Source organism: Salipaludibacillus keqinensis (genome assembly GCF_003226325.1).
Classification (GTDB): Bacteria; Bacillota; Bacilli; order Bacillales; family Salisediminibacteriaceae; genus Salipaludibacillus; species Salipaludibacillus keqinensis.
In genome coordinates, this window is sequence record NZ_PDOD01000001.1 from 567,079 (window position 1) to 584,998 (window position 17,920).

At 39.6% G+C, this 17,920-nt stretch carries 17 protein-coding genes; all 17 read left to right on the top strand.

Annotated elements, in window-relative coordinates:
• The first annotated feature begins 46 nt into the window (after positions 1 to 46).
• The 17 genes from CR194_RS02955 (at position 47) to aroA (ending at position 17,722) form a co-directional block, all read left to right on the top strand.
• Complete coding sequence (locus CR194_RS02955) at positions 47 to 907, top strand: UbiA-like polyprenyltransferase (RefSeq protein ID WP_110608139.1); 861 nt, start codon at positions 47 to 49, stop codon at positions 905 to 907.
• A complete protein-coding gene (locus CR194_RS02960) occupies positions 904 to 1,509 on the top strand; it encodes a UbiX family flavin prenyltransferase (RefSeq protein ID WP_110608140.1) in 606 nt (201 codons plus the stop codon). The genes CR194_RS02955 and CR194_RS02960 overlap by 4 nt, the downstream gene beginning before the upstream one ends.
• A gap of 2 nt (positions 1,510 to 1,511) precedes the next feature.
• A complete protein-coding gene (locus CR194_RS02965) occupies positions 1,512 to 2,369 on the top strand; it encodes a menaquinone biosynthesis protein (RefSeq protein WP_110608141.1) in 858 nt (285 codons plus the stop codon).
• A gap of 14 nt (positions 2,370 to 2,383) precedes the next feature.
• A complete protein-coding gene (hepT, locus tag CR194_RS02970; RefSeq protein ID WP_110608142.1) occupies positions 2,384 to 3,355 on the top strand; it encodes a heptaprenyl diphosphate synthase component II in 972 nt (323 codons plus the stop codon).
• A gap of 209 nt (positions 3,356 to 3,564) precedes the next feature.
• Complete coding sequence (gene ndk, locus CR194_RS02975; RefSeq protein ID WP_110608143.1) at positions 3,565 to 4,008, top strand: nucleoside-diphosphate kinase; 444 nt, start codon at positions 3,565 to 3,567, stop codon at positions 4,006 to 4,008.
• A 204-nt stretch (positions 4,009 to 4,212) separates the two neighbouring features.
• Positions 4,213 to 4,995, top strand: a complete 783-nt coding sequence (locus CR194_RS02980; protein WP_110608144.1) for a CheR family methyltransferase — start codon at positions 4,213 to 4,215, stop codon at positions 4,993 to 4,995.
• A gap of 315 nt (positions 4,996 to 5,310) precedes the next feature.
• Positions 5,311 to 6,483: a chorismate synthase gene (gene aroC, locus CR194_RS02985; protein ID WP_110608145.1), complete on the top strand. Its 1,173-nt coding sequence runs from the start codon at positions 5,311 to 5,313 to the stop codon at positions 6,481 to 6,483.
• Positions 6,484 to 6,485: 2 nt separating this feature from the next.
• On the top strand, positions 6,486 to 7,577 hold the full coding sequence (gene aroB, locus CR194_RS02990; RefSeq protein WP_110608146.1) for a 3-dehydroquinate synthase: 1,092 nt from the start codon (positions 6,486 to 6,488) through the stop codon (positions 7,575 to 7,577).
• On the top strand, positions 7,574 to 7,957 hold the full coding sequence (aroH, locus tag CR194_RS02995; RefSeq protein WP_110608147.1) for a chorismate mutase: 384 nt from the start codon (positions 7,574 to 7,576) through the stop codon (positions 7,955 to 7,957). Before aroB ends, aroH begins: the two co-directional genes overlap by 4 nt.
• Positions 7,958 to 8,268: 311 nt before the next feature.
• Complete coding sequence (gene trpE, locus CR194_RS03000) at positions 8,269 to 9,768, top strand: anthranilate synthase component I (protein WP_110608148.1); 1,500 nt, start codon at positions 8,269 to 8,271, stop codon at positions 9,766 to 9,768.
• Positions 9,765 to 10,781, top strand: coding sequence for an anthranilate phosphoribosyltransferase (trpD, locus tag CR194_RS03005; protein ID WP_110608149.1), 1,017 nt, complete (start codon positions 9,765 to 9,767; stop codon positions 10,779 to 10,781). Before trpE ends, trpD begins: the two co-directional genes overlap by 4 nt.
• Positions 10,778 to 11,554: an indole-3-glycerol phosphate synthase TrpC gene (trpC, locus tag CR194_RS03010; RefSeq protein WP_110608150.1), complete on the top strand. Its 777-nt coding sequence runs from the start codon at positions 10,778 to 10,780 to the stop codon at positions 11,552 to 11,554. The genes trpD and trpC overlap by 4 nt, the downstream gene beginning before the upstream one ends.
• Positions 11,551 to 13,380 (top strand): tryptophan synthase subunit beta, encoded by a 1,830-nt coding sequence (gene trpB, locus CR194_RS03015; RefSeq protein ID WP_110608151.1) that lies wholly within the window; start codon positions 11,551 to 11,553, stop codon positions 13,378 to 13,380. Before trpC ends, trpB begins: the two co-directional genes overlap by 4 nt.
• The gene (gene trpA, locus CR194_RS03020; protein WP_110608152.1) at positions 13,377 to 14,174 is read left to right on the top strand and encodes a tryptophan synthase subunit alpha; all 798 of its coding nucleotides are present in this window, start codon (positions 13,377 to 13,379) and stop codon (positions 14,172 to 14,174) included. The genes trpB and trpA overlap by 4 nt, the downstream gene beginning before the upstream one ends.
• A gap of 42 nt (positions 14,175 to 14,216) precedes the next feature.
• The gene (gene hisC / locus CR194_RS03025; protein ID WP_110608153.1) at positions 14,217 to 15,299 is read left to right on the top strand and encodes a histidinol-phosphate transaminase; all 1,083 of its coding nucleotides are present in this window, start codon (positions 14,217 to 14,219) and stop codon (positions 15,297 to 15,299) included.
• A 10-nt stretch (positions 15,300 to 15,309) separates the two neighbouring features.
• Positions 15,310 to 16,413, top strand: coding sequence for a prephenate dehydrogenase (locus CR194_RS03030; RefSeq protein ID WP_110608154.1), 1,104 nt, complete (start codon positions 15,310 to 15,312; stop codon positions 16,411 to 16,413).
• On the top strand, positions 16,400 to 17,722 hold the full coding sequence (aroA, locus tag CR194_RS03035) for a 3-phosphoshikimate 1-carboxyvinyltransferase (RefSeq protein WP_110608155.1): 1,323 nt from the start codon (positions 16,400 to 16,402) through the stop codon (positions 17,720 to 17,722). The genes CR194_RS03030 and aroA overlap by 14 nt, the downstream gene beginning before the upstream one ends.
• The last annotated feature ends 198 nt before the right edge of the window (positions 17,723 to 17,920 follow it).

Sequence of the window (17,920 nt, forward strand, 5' to 3'; positions counted from 1 at the left end):
TAATTTCAAGGTGCTTGTGCTTTTCTGTTAAGAGTGGGGATTTTATATGAAAAAGATAAAAATTATATTAGAAATGATAAAGTTTGAACATACAATATTTGCGTTGCCATTTGCTTTTCTAGGCGCTGTTTTAGGAAGTTTATTGATTGAAGGAAACTGGCCGACGATATCTGAGTGGATTTGGATTACGTTAGCGATGGTGGGGGCAAGAAGTGCAGCGATGTCTCTGAACAGATTAATTGATTCAAAGATTGATGCAGCTAATCCTCGTACGAAGGACAGGGCGATCCCAGCAGGGTTGTTATCCAAAGTTGAAACTGCCAGTTTTATTATTGGGTCTTTTGCCTTGTTATTCATTGCGGCGTTCCAGCTAAACATGCTTGCAGTATATTTGTTGCCTGTTGCCGTTTTCTTCCTGGTATTCTATTCATACACGAAAAGGTTTACATGGCTTTGTCATGTGTTTCTTGGTGTCACGATAGGTATTGCTCCGCTCGGAGGGTGGGTAGGAGCTACGGGGACGTTAACATGGGAAGCATTTGTCTTGTTCGTAGCTGTTGCCCTTTGGACAGCAGGATTTGATGTTATTTACGCAACTCAAGATGCTAAGTATGATAAAGAAGTGAAGTTATATTCTATTCCAAGTTATTTTGGAATCGTAAATGCGTTAAGGTTTGCTAAAGTGTTCCACTTAGTTAGCTTTTCTGCTATGGTTTCTTTGTTTTTTATCACTCCTTTAGGATGGATTTTCTTACTAGGAATCTTCATTGTAGGTGGCATCATGGTCTACGAGCATTCTTTAGTGTCACCAAAAGATCTATCTAAAGTAAACGTGGCATTCTTTACAATGAATGGAATCATTAGCATGGTTATGCTTGCCTTTACGATTGGAGATTTGTTGTTATGAAAAGTAATGATGATAAAAAGATACTTACTGTGGCTATCACTGGAGCTAGCGGGGCCATTTATGGTGTGCGATTTGTGCAAGCCCTTTTAAAAGAAGGGCATACGGTTCATTTTGTTCTTACGGGGGCAGCTTGGCAAGTTCTTTATTACGAACTACATATGGATACACAAGACCCTAAAAAATGCCTTAATGAATTATTTGGTGATCATAAAAATTTCCATTATCATTCGCAGCAAGATTTTTCTGCTCCGATCGCTAGTGGCTCAGCACAAAATGATGGAATGATTATTATTCCTTGTTCCATGGGGACGCTTGCGAAGATTTCTCATGGGATTTCGAGTAACTTGCTTGAAAGAGCAGCAGATGTCATGTTAAAAGAACGGAGAAAGTTAGTGATCGTTCCGAGAGAAAGTCCGTTAAGCTCGATTCATTTAGAGAACATGAAAAGAGTAAGTGATTTAGGCGCCCTAATTGTTCCTGCTATGCCAGGCTTTTATCATAACCCGGAGTCTATGGATGATTTAATTAACTTTGTTGTCGGTAAAGTTCTGGATCAAGTAGGTGTGAAGCACGATTTGTTCACCCGGTGGGGAGGAAACTGATCATGAGTCTGATAATCGGAGAGATTTCCTATACGAATATCTTACCAATGTTTTATTATATTAATCGAGAAAAGTTAATTAAGTCCGGTTGTAAGTTTGTACCGGCTATTCCATCCAAGTTAAATAAGGATATGGCTAGTGGACAAGTACATGTCGGAGGCATATCCTCTTTCTCGTATGGAGAGCATAGTAGTGAGTATAAAATTTTATCTGATTTATCGGTCTCTTCAACAAATCAAGTAGGGTCCATCTTTTTATTTTCCAAATATCCTATTGAAAAATTGGAAGCTGCCAAAATAGCTCTGACATCAAGTTCGGCTACGTCTGTTAATCTGTTGAAAATTATATTACAGCGTTTTTATGAATTAGGAGTTTCATTTGAAACAACGTTTCCTAACTATGAACATATGATGGACCACTATGACGCTTGTTTGCTTATAGGTGATGATGCAATTTTAGCAAGCAAAGGGAAATCTGCAGATATATACCAATATGACTTGGGGGAGCTTTGGGCAAGATTCACGAATCTTCCAATGACATATGCGGTTTTTGCGTTTAGAAATGAGACGTTAGAAAAAGAGAAGCAGTTATTAACAGAGGTTCATCGTCAATTTTTAAATAGTAAGGCTCGTTGTATTGACAATGACTTCCAAGAAATGATTAAATCAATACAATATCAATTGGGTGGAACCAATCGTTTTTGGAGTAGATATTTTGCAGGATTAAACTATCAGCTTACAGAGCGACATTTAGAAGGGTTGTATCATTATTACGACCTAGCCAATGAACTCAAACTGTTAGATGAACCGGTGAGAGAAATATCTATCTGGAAGCCTACCGGCCAATTTCACTCTGTTTAGCAAGGTGGACTAGTATGAAACTTACTGACATTTACTGGCATTTAAGGTCAGATATTATTAAAATAGAAAAAGACATTGAAAAAAACATTAACGCCAATCATCCAATTTTACAAGAAGCCTCTTCTCATCTTTTAAAAGCAGGTGGAAAGCGCATTCGACCTGTTTTTGTATTGCTCTCAGCACAGTTTGGTGATTACAACCTAAAGAATATCAAACATGTGGCTGTGCCGCTCGAATTAATACATATGGGATCGTTAGTTCATGACGATGTGATAGACGATGCGGAATTGAGACGGGGTAAAAAGACGATAAAATCTAAATGGGATAATCGTGTAGCTATGTATACAGGGGATTACATTTTTGCCAGGGCAATTGAAATGGCAACATACAGTGATAAACCTGAACTGCACAGAATATTGTCTGATGCCATGGTGGAGATGTGTATAGGCGAAGTAGAGCAGATTCGCGATCAATATAATTGGTATCAAAACTTTAGAATTTATTTACGAAGAATTAAGCGTAAAACAGCCCTATTAATAGCGGTAAGCTGCCAATTGGGCGCTTTGATAGCAGATGTACCCAAGAGAGAACAAGAACATTTGAAGAGATATGGTTATTATGTAGGCATGGCTTTTCAAATTACAGATGACATTTTAGATTTTGTTGGAACGGAAAAAGAACTAGGTAAGCCGGCTGGAAGCGATTTGGCTCAAGGGAATGTGACGTTACCTGCATTATATGCAATGGATCAAGATCCTAAATTAAAACAGGAAATTATTTCTCTCTTAAAAGACGATAGGGTAGAACAAAAAGATATGACCGAGATTATAGATCGAATTAAAAAAACAGGAGCTATTGATTATTCTAAAAAAATAGCTGATCAATATTTAAAGAAAGCCTTAGGAGCACTAGAATCACTTCCTGATATTCAAGCTAAAAAAGCCCTTATCCAAATAGCTGATTATATCGGAGACAGAAAATTTTAATAGAGAATAGAGAAGTGTGAAACAGATTTTCTTAGATATTGGGAGAATCTGTTTTTTAATTAGGCTCATATATTGGTGAATGGGGATGTTCACATAACAGGATAAGCTATCAATGTTATTTTCAGGGAATTCTATTTGTTAAAAGTTCAAAATTTTGCTATAATAATGAAGGTTTGTTATTACACTACATAATTTTGGGGGTAAACAGCATGCAACGTACATTTTTAATGGTAAAGCCAGACGGAGTTCAACGTAATTTAATTGGGGAGATTATTTCACGCTTTGAAATGAAAGGGTTTACATTGTCAGGTGCTAAAATCATGCACATATCTAAAGAGTTAGCCGAAACCCATTATGGCGAGCATAAAGAACGCCCATTCTTTGGGGATTTAGTGGATTTTATCACTTCAGGTCCTGTATTTGCTATGGTATGGGAAGGTGACGGTGTCATTAGTGAAGCAAGGAAAATGATGGGAAAAACGAATCCGAAAGAAGCTGATCCTGGAACAATTCGTGGAGATTTTGGAGTTCAAGTCTCTATGAACATCATTCATGGCTCAGATTCAGAAGAAAGTGCGAAAAGGGAGATTGACTTATTCTTTAATGAAGATCAGTTAATATCGTACGAAAAAACAATGACGAAATGGATATGATTAAAAAGCTGCCATGATTGGCAGCTTTTTCTTTACTTTCACTAAGTCAAAGTAAAGAAATCGTTGAGGCTTATGGGAGAATGCATGAAATCATGTCTTAAGATATGAGCCTTCTATTTAACATCTAGTCTAAATAACAAAAGTGTGGTAAAAGTAATTATATACATATATTACGTGGTGATCCTAATGAGGAGATAAGTGGAAATGGAAGATTATCAGCAATTTATTGATAAAGTAAAAAGAAAAACGGGGATAGATTTGTTTCTGTATAAAGAAGCTCAAATGAAAAGACGGTTAACATCTTTAAGGGAAAAACGAGGATTTTCTAATTTCGATGATTACTTTAAAGCACTAACGAATGATCAGACCCTTTTCGAAGAATTCTTACAAAGAATGACCATCAATGTATCGGAGTTTTATCGCAATCCACAAAGGTGGAGTGTGCTCGAAGAAAAAATTTTACCGAGATTATTAGCCAATCAGACCAAGATCAAGACGTGGAGTGCAGCTTGTTCTACTGGAGAAGAGCCTTATTCATTAATGATGATGCTCTTGAAATATTTAAGTCCTCGTCAGATTGATTTATTAGCGACTGATTTGGATCAATCAATTTTGGATCGTGCTATGAAAGGGTTCTATCCGGAAAGATCATTAAAAGAAGTCAACTCAAACATGCTTAAACAGTATTTTATAAATGAACAAGTAGGCTATCGTGCAAAAGAAGAATTAAAGAAAACAATTACTTTTAGACGCCATAATTTGCTTGCTGAACCGTTTGATAAGGGATTCGATCTAATTATTTGTCGGAATGTGATGATATATTTTACGGAACAAGCGAAAGATGAGCTCTATCAAAAATTTAGCAATGCCTTGAAACCGGGTGGGGTCCTTTTTGTGGGAAGCACAGAGCAAATCTTTAATCCACAAAGATATGGATTTGAGACGGAAGATACTTTTTTCTATAAGAAAATTAATGAATCACGATAATATGGAAAATGAAAGAGACTCCTCTTGGAAAAATGACTTGGTTTATTTTTAAATGAACAACAAATTTTCATAAATCTACAATAAGTAAAAAGGTTAATCCCTTAGGATTAGCCTTTTTTATATACTGCTAACCGTTGATCGAAAAGCAAATTTTCGATGTTTGATATATCAGTGTATAATGAGAAAAACAAAAAATATCGATTAAAAAGTAAAAATTCGCTCATTTCCCTTGAAAAATGAGCAAAAATCATCAACAATAGAACTAATAACTTTTTAACACATAAAAGCGATAAAGAAAGTTGAGGTAGATAGATAATGCGATTTTTGACAGCTGGAGAGTCACATGGTCCGGAATTAACAGCAATTATAGAAGGTGTTCCAAGTCAACTTCCTTTAACGGTTGAGGATATAAACGAACATCTAGCAAGAAGACAAAAAGGCTACGGAAGAGGTCGCCGAATGCAAATTGAGAAAGACCAAGTTCGGATTACAAGTGGAGTGCGACACGGAAGAACGACAGGTGCACCCATTACGTTACATGTAGAAAATAAAGATTGGACTCATTGGACCAAAATTATGGGAGCAGAACCGCTTTCAGAAGACGAAGAGCAAGAAGTGAAAAGAAAGCTGACTCGTCCACGCCCTGGTCACGCAGATTTAAATGGAGCGATCAAGTATCGCCACCGGGACATGCGAAATGTATTAGAGCGGTCCTCCGCGAGAGAAACGACTGTGAGAGTGGCAGTCGGCGCAGTAGCCCAAACGCTATTAAAACAATTTAACATAGAATTATGCGGGCATGTCCTTGAAATAGGAGATGTCGTTAGTGAACAAGAACCCTTCGATTCTATTAAAGCTTTAAAAGAGGTGACAGAATCATCAGAAGTTCGATGTGCTGACAAGGCTGCTTCAGAAAAAATGAAGCAAGCGATCGATCATGCTAAAGAAAATGGAGATTCGATCGGTGGTATTGTCGAAGTGATTGTTGAAAATGTTCCAATAGGATTAGGAAGCTTTGTACATTATGATCGTAAATTGGATGGGAAAATAGCTCAATCCGTATTAAGTATTAATGCATTTAAAGGTGTGGAAATTGGTCTAGGTTTTGAGGCTGCTCGAATGAAAGGTAGCCAAGTCCATGACGAAATTGCTCATAATGAGGAGCGAGGTTTTTACAGACAGTCTAACCGGCTAGGTGGTTTTGAAGGTGGGATGACAAACGGGATGCCAGTAGTCGTGCATGGTGCGATGAAACCGATCCCTACGTTGTACAAACCACTTCAAAGTGTGGATATAGACTCTAAAGAACCATTTACAGCTAGCATTGAACGATCAGATAGCTGTGCGGTCCCAGCAGCTGCTGTTGTATGTGAAGCAGCGGTGGCTTGGGAAATAGCCGATGCTTTTTTAGATAAATTTGGTTCAGATACGATGGAAGATATTAAAAAGCATTATGAAGCATATCTTGAAGAAGCGAGAACGTTTTAATCATGAAGCCTAGCTTAACGATCACAAGTGAATCTCATGCTTATCCAGTTTATATTCATCAAGGTCTTCGTCACAGCACATACGAGTTGATTGAGCAGTCCTTAATGAAACCAGCAAGTGCTTATATGATTATTGCTGACGAAACGGTTGCTGACTTGTATTTACGTGACGTGCTGGCGTCCTTTCCTGATAATAGGAAACCTTCAGTTGCTTTAGTTCCTAGTGGTGAAGCATCCAAATCGCTTGATAAATATGAAGAGCTTCTTACAAAAACTCTTGAAGCACGGTTGGATCGTCAATCAGTCATTATTGCTTTAGGTGGCGGAGTGACAGGTGATTTAGCAGGATTTGTTGCAGCCAGTTACATGCGTGGCATTCGATTTGTCCAACTACCATCTACACTTTTGGCTCATGACAGCAGTGTGGGGGGGAAAACGGGAATTAACCATCCGTTAGGGAAAAATTTAATAGGTGCTTTCCATCCACCGTCAGCAGTCGTTTATGACTCGGAGATGTTGATGACGATGCCTGAGAAAGAGTGGCGCTCTGGATTTGCAGAAGTGGTAAAGCATGGTTTTATTGCTGACCCTCCATTCTTACAGTGGCTTCAAGAGAATGTACCATCTTTTTCATCCTGCTCTTTAGATACAATAAATGAGTTATTGAAAAGATCTATAGCTGTTAAAGCAAAAATTGTCCAAGAAGACGAGAGGGAACAAGGAGTTCGTGCTTATCTGAATTTTGGTCATACGTTAGCTCACAGCATTGAAGCTGAATCAGGCTATGGTACGATTACTCATGGAGAAGCGGTAGCTATTGGAATGGTCTTTGCTTTGAAGCTGAGTGAACAAGTTTATGATATTGACCTTCAATATGCAGATACAATCCGTTATATGGAAAGCCTTGGGTATCATCTTTCGATACCAAATCAATGCGACAGTCATGAATTATTAAATCGGATGAAAATAGATAAAAAAACGCATAATCAAAAAGTTCATTATGTTCTTCTTAAGGAGTTAGGAAGGCCTGAGCTTGTCCCTGTAGATGATCACGTAATTTTACAATTACTAACCGGAGGGGTGGGAAATAAATGATTAGAGGAGTTAGAGGGGCCACCACTGTTGATAAAAATGAAAAAGAGCGGATTTTTCAAGCAACAATTGAAGTGATGAAGGAAATTCAAGAGGTCAATAGTCTTCATCCTGATGATATCTCGCATATTATTATAACGATGACCGATGATTTAAATGCCACGTTTCCTGCGAGAGCTTTAAGAGAATTACCAGGTTATCAATTTGTTCCTGTCATGTGTGCTCAGGAAATTGCTGTACCAGATAGTTTAGCAAAATGTATACGACTTATGGTTACAGTAAATACATCAAAAAAGCCAAAAGACATCCAACATGTTTATTTAAAAGGAGCGGTTCACCTTCGCCCCGACTTATCCTTGACAAAAGAGCAAAAGTCACGTTAGTATATTCAATAAGTTTAGAGTAGAGCCATTAGCTGAGTATACGTGAAATTTTGAAAATAAAAGATGAGTAGAGAAGAGTTGGAGTTGAGGAGAGCAGAGAAGAGTGTATCTAAAATTAGGATACGTCTGTCCCTTGGGCAGGCGTTTTAATTTTAATGATCTCTACTGACGTTGCAAGAATACGTTTAGATTTTTTAGTGAAGGAATATTATGAAGGTTGCTTTTATCCGAAGCAACGACTCCATTCCTTTTTTTGCCCCCTTCTTCCTCATACTTCAGTCTTCCTCATTTTACTGAGAGGTGATGAGCAAATGATAACCATGTCACGAGAAGAGTTTGACGCTGAAGCAAGAGCATTTCATACAATTTCCATGTCTGCAAAAGTATTTGCGGATACAAAAACCCCTATACAACTTTTTCATTTATTTAACGAAGAGGCCGCTTTTTTACTGGAAAGTAAAGATCCTCTTTCACCATGGTCGAATTATTCTTTCATCGGTTTAAACCCGAAATATTTTATTGAAGATGAAGACGAAGCCTTTGTCTTCAAAAACCAACAAAAAGAAATCATCTGTAGAGAAAATATCTTCCAACAAGCTTGGGAGAAAGCTTTAGCCTATATCAATGTTTCACCTAAGACTCCTGATCTTCCTTTTCCTGGGGGAGCAGTTGGTTATCTTGGTTTTGAAGCTTATCATTTTTATGAGCCTAGAGTAGCCTCACAGAACACTAATGATAATGATGTTTTCTTTATGTTTTGCGAGACAATCTTGGCTTATCATCATGAGAAAGAAGAATTAACAGTGGTTCATTTACAAGATGTAGAACCTGATGAAGCTTATGAAATCGGTAAAAAGAGAATTCATGAGATTTTACTTAAAATTGAACAAGAAGTAGCTGATCCTGTTACGATGACACCATTAAGTGATTCATTGGACGAAGACTTATTTGAACATGTCACATCTAATTACTCAAAAGTATCTTATATGGAAGATGTTAATAAAATTAAAGAATACATTGCTGCAGGGGATATTTTTCAAGCTGTATTGTCACAAAGATTCGAACTACCTGTTCAATCAGATGGCTTATCTCTTTATCGCGTATTAAGAAAAATCAACCCTTCTCCATATCTTTATTATATTCGGTGCAATGGACAAGAAATCATCGGAAGTTCACCTGAACGCCTTGTAAAAGTAGATGAAGACAAGGAGTTGGAGATTCATCCAATTGCCGGAACAAGAAAAAGAGGCAAAGATGATAAAGAGGATCAAGCGTTGGCAGCTGATCTATTGGCAGATGAAAAAGAACGGGCAGAACATTTGATGTTGGTAGATTTAGCTAGAAATGATATTGGCAGAGTCAGTGAGTATGGTTCTGTAGCTGTTAAAGATATGATGCATGTGTCATATTTTTCACATGTGATGCATTTAACGACAAAAGTGACAGGACAACTTAAGAAGAAAGCACACCCATTTGAAGCATTGTTTTCTACGCATCCGGCCGGTACTGTGTCGGGAGCACCTAAAGTTCGAGCGGTAGAAATCATTCAACAGTTAGAGCAGAGTAGAAGAGGAGTTTATGCTGGTGCGATTGCCTATTGCGGATACAACGAAGTCATCGATTCTTGTATTGCGATTCGAACAATTGTCCTAGATCAAGAAGTCGCGTATGTGCAAGCAGGGGCAGGCATTGTTCAAGATTCAGTACCGGAAAGCGAGTATGAAGAGACAAGAAATAAAGCGAAGGCTTTAATATATGCCATTAAATTAGCTGAGATGAGGTATCAACAAGAGGAGGTCACAAAGAGATGAGCCGAGAATTAGATAAAATCATGGTGAATGAAACGCTAACAGAGAGAGAAGCAGAAGTTCTGGTCATGGAGATGATGGAAGGAAGTCTTTCTCATGAGAAAGTAGCAGCGATCTTATCCATTCTTCAATACCGTGGAGAGACCGTTGATGAAATTACCGGTTTTGCTAAAGGGATGCAACAAAAAAGTACACAGATTACACTTCCTTATCCATTATTGGATACGTGCGGTACAGGAGGAGATGGTGCGAATACGTTCAATATTTCTACGGCTGTGGCCATCTTATTGAGTTCTATGAAGGTTAACGTTGCCAAGCACGGAAATCGCAGCGTGTCTTCAAAAACCGGGAGTGCTGATGTGTTAGAAGAATTGGGCATTCCTTTTCAACAGAACCAAGAAGAAGCAAGAGCTATGCTTGAAAAACACCACCTTTCTTTTCTGTTTGCTCCAGACTATCATCGTGCTATGAAACATGTGGCACCTGTTAGAAAAGCTTTAGGGATGAAAACGATCTTTAATTTGCTTGGTCCTTTAACGAATCCTGCAGGAGCCAGTCACAGGATCATAGGGGTTTACGACCATCAATCGGCCAGAAAAATGGCAGAAGCTTCACTAAGATTAAATATCGAACGAGCTATTTTTGTTTGTGGAGAAGACGGATTAGATGAAATTACTGTTCAAGGCAAGACTTCAATCATTGAAGTTCATAATCAATCTATTCGTGAATTTTCTTTTTCACCTGAAGATGCTGGGCTTGCTAAACATCCCTTGACAGGCGCATTAGTAGAAACCCCTAAAGAAAGTGCGACGCTTATTCAAGATATATTTCTTAATAACGCACCAGATGAGGCGAGAGACTTGGTCTTGTTAAACGCTGGTGCTGGACTATACGTTCAAGGAAGAGTATCGTCGATTGCAGAAGGGGTAAAACAATGTCAAAAGGCATTAGGACCTCAAGTAACAAAACATCTTGAAGCGTTAAGAAATGAGAAAGGAGCATCGACTACGGTATGACTATATTAGACCGAATTGTTGAGAAGAAAAAGGAAGAATTAAACTCCTTACTTATACCCAGCGAGCGTCAAGTAGATAAGAGAAAAATTTCATTATCAGAGTCAATTGCTAAAGCGGTTCATCCTTTAGGTGTCATTGCTGAAGTAAAGAAAGCCAGTCCATCAAAAGGCATATTAACAACTGATTTTCGACCAGTGTCCATTGCTAAATCGTACGAAGAGCTTCAAGTAGCTGGAATTTCAGTGTTAACGGATGAAGAGTTTTTTCAAGGGCACCCTCTTTTTTTAACAGACATAAAAAAAGAAGTTAATATTCCCATCCTCCGAAAAGATTTCATTATTCACGATAAACAAGTCACTTACTCTGATCGGATCGGAGCCGATGCGATATTGTTAATCGCAGCCATCTTGGACGGTACACAATTGGCTGAGTTGCACCAACAAGCTGTTGAACTGGGCCTCGATGTTTTAGTTGAAGTTCATGACGAACAAGAGTTAGAGAAGGTCCTCACTCATGTGACGCCTGCGATGATAGGTGTGAATAATCGTGATTTGTCTACGTTTGAGACAGACCTTGCAACAACTGAGCGCCTGAATGCGCTTATTCCCGACGATGTACAGCTTATTAGTGAAAGTGGCATTCATTCAAACAAAGACGTGAATTTTTTAAGACAAGCTAAAGTAGACGGTTTACTTGTTGGAGAAGGCTTCATGAAGAGCCATAATAAAAAGGCGTTCTTAGACTCACTCTTTCGTACGGAGGATTGTAAATGAATCCAATAGTTAAATTCTGTGGAATGAGATCTTTTGAAGATTATCAGAAGGCTGTATCCACTGAAGCCAGTATGATCGGGTTTATTTTCGCTCCAAGCAAAAGACAAGTGAAAGCAGCTGATGTCTCTGAATGGACACGTGCTAAGCCGTACAAGGCTCACCAGCAGTTAGTAGGGGTGTTTGTAAATGAATCCGTTGATAAAATGGTTCAGCAATCAATCGAAGCAGGGCTTCATATTGTACAATGCCACGGTTCAGAAACAATCGAGGAAGTAACTGCAGTGAAAAAGGGAACCGGAGCGCTCGTCTATAAAACGATCCATCATCATGAGGGAGCTTTAGAAGAGATGCGCCAGTACCGTGATATTGCCGATGGTTTCGTGGTCGATACGAAGACCCAAGATGCTTGGGGAGGAACCGGTGTGACATTTGATTGGCAGGCCATTCCTAAATACACAGAAGAAGCTAATCGACAAAATGTCCCATGTTTAATTGCTGGAGGCGTCACCGTTGATAATCTTGCAAAGCTGCAAAGGTACCGCCCCTTAGGAATTGATGTTTCTTCTGGGATAGAATCAGATGAGAAAAAGGACGAAAGGAAGATGATGGCCATGACGAAAGCAGTAAATAACACATACCAAGCGCCAGACTATTTAGGAAGGTTTGGTCCGTTCGGTGGGAAATATGTGCCAGAGACATTAATGTTTGCTTTAGAGGAATTAGAAAAGGCCTATGAATCGATTCGACATGATGAAGAATTTGCTCGCCAACTTCATAAAGAACTGAAGGAATATTCAGGGAGACCGACAGCTCTAACCCATGCGGAAAGACTATCTGATCATTATGGTGGAGCGACGATTTACTTGAAACGGGAAGATTTAAACCATACGGGGGCTCATAAGATTAACAATGCCCTGGCTCAAGGGCTCTTAGCCAAAAAAATGGGCAAAACACAGATCATAGCTGAAACGGGTGCTGGCCAGCATGGTGTGGCATCTGCAACGGTCGCTGCTAGGTTTGGCATGTCTTGTAAAGTATTTATGGGAGCAGAAGATATTCGCAGGCAAGAACTGAACGTTTTTCGCATGAGACTGTTAGGTGCAGAGGTCATTGAAGTTCACTCAGGTGGAAAAACATTAAAGGATGCAACAAATGAAGCTATTCGTCATTGGGTAGCAAATGTTCATGATACCTTTTACTTGATTGGAAGCGTAGTCGGCCCTCATCCCTACCCGATGATGGTACGAGATTTCCAGAGCATCATCGGTGAGGAAAGCAAAAAACAAATGAACGAGCGAATTGGAAAACTTCCAGATGAAATCGTCGCTTGTGTTGGCGGAGGAAGCAATGCCATGGGGATGTTTTACCCTTTCATTAACGATGATGTTAAATTAACAGGTATTGAAGCAGCAGGCAAGGGAACGGAAACGCCTGAACATGCAGCGACCTTAACAAAAGGTAGGAAAGGTGTGCTTCATGGATCTCTGTCTTATCTTCTCCAAGATGAGGATGGAAATATTATTGAACCTTATTCAATCTCTGCTGGACTTGACTATCCGGGTATTGGACCAGAGCACGCCCATTTACGAGATATAGGTCGAGTGAAGTATGAAGCTGTTACAGATGATGAAGCGATGGCAGCTTTACAAGACTTATGCCAGTTTGAAGGGATTCTCCCTGCAATAGAGACGGCACATGCTCTAGCTTATGTGAAACAAAATGCACAACGCATGTCAAAAGACCAAGTGTTGCTCGTCTGTCTATCAGGCCGAGGGGACAAGGATGTTCATACGATTCAGCAAGTGCTAGGGGGAGATAACCAATGAACAAACTGACTGAAGAGCGCTTCCAAAAAAAAGAAAACAGATTTGTCCCTTATATCATGAGCTGTCACCCAACATATGAAGCTTCGATTGAAATTGCCTTAACTTTGCAAGAAGCAGGAGTTGACGCTATCGAATGGGGCGTCCCGTTCAGTGATCCATTGGCTGATGGGCCTGTTATTCAACAGGCTGGAGATCGGGCACGAAAAGCAGGGGGAAGCTTAAGAAAGGCTCTTGAAGGTATGAAAGAAGCGCGACAACAGGGGCTCCAAGCACCAGTCGTTTTATTTACTTATGTGAATCCTGTTTTATCAGTCGGGTTTGAAAAGGTTATTGAAGGGATGAAAGAGGCAGAAATTGATGGAATTTTAATTCCGGACTTGCCTTTTGAAGAAAGTGAAGAACTTCGTAAGCTTTGTAATGAAGCGGGTATTTCTTTGATTTCTTTAATTGCCCCAAGTTCTAGTCACCGTATGGAGAAAATTAGCCGTCTTGGAGACGGATTCTTGTATTATGTTACTTCTCTAGGTGTCACAGGTACTCGTCAAAGTTTCTCCGACCAGATCTCTCATTCAATTAATGAATTGAAAAAGACAGCCACCGTGCCAGTTTTAGCCGGTTTCGGGATTTCTACACGAGATCAAGTAAGGCATTTTCAATCTATTGCCGACGGAGTTATCGTCGGAAGTGCTCTCGTTCGTTTTATCGGAGAACGGGAACAAGCATTACTAAGTGAAAATGAAAGCAAAGAAGCGCTTAAAGAGATAAAAGAGTTTGTACAAGAACTCATTTCGTAATAGTATAGAGGATAAATATTATTGTAGCTGGAGGGGACGATATTGAGAGTAAAAGAATCCATGGTTGGACTAACGCCATATCAGCCAGGCAAACCTATAGAAGAAGTAAAACGGGAACTGGGATTAGATGAAGTCATTAAGTTAGCTTCGAACGAAAACCCTTATGGTTGTTCACCGAGAGTAGAAAAAGCTATTCAAGAAGCATTTAAAGATATTGCCGTTTATCCAGACGGGTATGCAAGAGCGCTGCGGGAAAAAACCGCAGAAATGCTTGACGTCACTGAGGATCAACTGATATTCGGTAACGGTTCAGACGAAGTGATCCTGATTCTATGTAGGTCTGTTCTCACAGCAGAGGATAATATAGTTACAGCCACACCGACATTTCCGCAATATCGTCATAATGCAGTCATTGAGGGAACTGAAGTCCGTGAAGTACCATTAACTGATGGTGTCCACGATCTTGATGCTATGCTGGAGGCCATAGATGAACATACTAAAATGGTTTTCGTCTGTAACCCTAATAATCCCTCTGGTACTTATGTCAATGCAAAAGCTTTTGAAACGTTTATAGAACAGGTTCCAGAGGATGTTCTCGTCATCAGTGATGAAGCTTACTTCGAATATGTCTCGGCGGAAGACTACCCAGATACTTTGCCATTATTGAAACAATTTCCTAATTTACTCATTTTACGCACGTTCTCAAAAGCTTATGGACTTGCCTCTTTAAGGGTTGGATATGGGGTTGGTCATCCAGACCTTATTAGAGCCATTGATCCTGGTCGGGAACCTTTTAACACGAATTCCATGGCCCAAGCAGCTGCCCTCTCGGCATTAGATGATGAAGAATTTATTCAAGCATGCCATGATAAAAATAAGCAAGAAATGAAAAAATATGAAGATTTCTGTCATAACAATGGTTTCGCTTTTTATCCATCGCAAGCAAATTTTATCTTAATGAATTTAAACAAGCCAGGTGGAGAGATATTTGATTATTTGCTCTCTAAAGGGTTTATCACTAGGAATGGTGAAGCCCTTGGGTTCCCCACATCTGTTCGAATTACCTTAGGGACACCTGAACAAAATGATAAAATTATTACTGAATTAACCAAGTGGCTCGTATAGGAGGATCATTGTGAGGAGACGAATTTTAATTATTGGCTTGGGGCTGATCGGCGGGTCCCTTGCCTTAGCTGTAAAAAAAGGATACCCAGATACGACCATTATAGGCTATGATATTGATCCTCAAGCAAGTAAGCTGGCGAAAAGCTTACAGATAATCGATTCTAGTGTTTCAGATCTAGCCATAGAGGCACCACAGGCAGATGTGATTATTTTATCTGCTCCTGTTGAAAGTTCTATAAAAATAATAGATAAATTAGCTGAGATGCCACTTAAACAAGGATGTTTGATTACTGATGTGGGAAGCACGAAACAAACGGTTGTCGAGAAAGGAAATCAGCTTTTTGAGAAAGGCGTTTATTTCATAGGAGGCCACCCCATGGCAGGTTCTCATAAAACCGGTGTAGAAGCTTCCCGTGAAAGACTGTTTGAAAATGCCTTTTACATATTAACACCTACTTCAGAAGTTCCAAATTCAAAGATGATTCAGTTGCAAAATATTCTTAAAGCTACAAAAGCGAAGTTTATAGAGTTGGACCCTGAAACCCATGACCGGTTCGCAGGACTCATAAGTCACCTGCCTCATATTATTGCTTCGGGATTAGTTCACCAAGTAGCGAGACAAGGAGAAAAGGAACCTCTCGTCTCTCAACTGGCTGCTGGAGGATTTCGGGATGTCACGAGAATTGCCTCGGCGTCCCCTGCAATGTGGCGAGATATTCTGCTTCATAATCGGGATACACTGCTAACTATGTTAGCAGATTGGAAAGAGATTATGCACGATGTAGAACAAATGATCATTGATGAAGATTCAGAGAAGATTTTTTCTTTTTTCGCAGAAGCTAAAAATACGAGAGATCAACTACCTTCAAAAAAGAAAGGTGCACTTATGCCCTTTTACGATCTCTTTGTTGATGTTCCAGACCATCCAGGGGTCATCTCGGATGTGACTGCGTTATTAGCAGAAGCGGAGATAAGTATCACTAACATTCGTATTATTGAGGCAAGAGAAGATATTATGGGAGTTCTTCGATTAAGCTTTCGTTCAGAAGAAGACTTGAACCTAGCTAAAGAGAAATTAATAGACCAAATGTACGATACGTATGAAGCACCGTAAGAAGGGAGAAAAACCATTGAATAAAACGGTAATGCCTCTTAAAAGTGGATTGCAAGGGAATATAACAATACCTGGAGACAAATCCATCAGTCATCGAGCTGTGTTATTTGCTTCGTTAGCTGAAGGAGAGACTAAGATCACAGGATTCCTTCGAGGAGAAGATTGTCTCAGTACGATTTCCTGTATGAAAAAATTAGGTGTAAATATTACTGAGAATGACGATGAAATCATTGTAAATGGAAAAGGTTTGCATGGATTCACAGAACCAAATGAGATATTAAACGTCGGAAATTCAGGTACAACCATTCGACTTCTATCAGGTGTGTTATCTGGGCAGCCGTTTTCTTCGGTATTAGTGGGAGATGATTCCATTGCTAAACGGCCTATGGGAAGGGTAACGGGTCCTTTAAAAATGATGGATGCGAAAATTGATGGGCGAAATGTAGCAGAATTTACTCCTTTACATATTAGGGGAGGTCAATTAAAAGGAATTCATTATCTTTCCCCGGTGGCAAGTGCTCAAGTGAAGTCAGCTATTTTATTAGCTGGCCTCTATGCAAAAGGGGAAACGAAAATTACAGAGCCACATAAGTCCCGTGATCATACAGAAAGAATGTTAGAGAGTTTCGGAGTGCGTGTAGAAGCAACGACAGACTCAGCTGCTATACATGGAGGTCAGGCGCTTACAGCGACAGATATACACGTGCCTGGAGATATTTCTTCAGCTGCTTTCATGCTCGTTGCTGGTGCAGTTGTCCCCGGAAGTGAGATTACCCTTCGAAATGTAGGGATGAATCCGACGAGAACAGGTATTATTGATGTTCTTCAAGCTATGGGAGCGGATTTGACCATCCATAATGAACGGTATCTTGGAGGTGAACCTTCCACGGATTTAACGATTCGTTATTCTTCTCTGACGGGTATAACGATTAGTGGCGAGCTTATTCCGAGACTTATTGATGAGATTCCTGCGATTGCTGTGCTAGCTTCTCAAGCCGAAGGGACGACGATTATTCGAGATGCTGAAGAATTAAAAGTAAAAGAAACGAACAGAATTGATACAGTCGTTCATCAATTAGCCCAAATTGGCGTCTCAATTGAAGCAACAGAAGATGGGATGGTGATTCACGGTAAGTCGGACATCCACGGGGGAACTGTTCAAAGTTTCCACGACCATCGAATAGGCATGTCCATGGTATTGTGTGGATTGATCTCCACTGACGCTGTGATTGTTAAAGACACGGAGGCCATTGCTGTCTCATACCCAAGTTTCTTCGAAGATTTGCAACGATTATCAGGAGATAAATAATTGTAGAACCGTTACGTCAAAGGCGTAACGGTTTTTCTCTGGGAGTGTTGAACGTTTGAGAGCAGAAAAAACGAGAGGAAGTCTCACGTTACCCTATGGTCAAAGCGAGTAGGGACGATTCAAAAGCAGCTAGAACCTATATCTATCAAACAGTATGACATATCTAATTGATTATCATCATAGCTTGTCAGTAAAGGA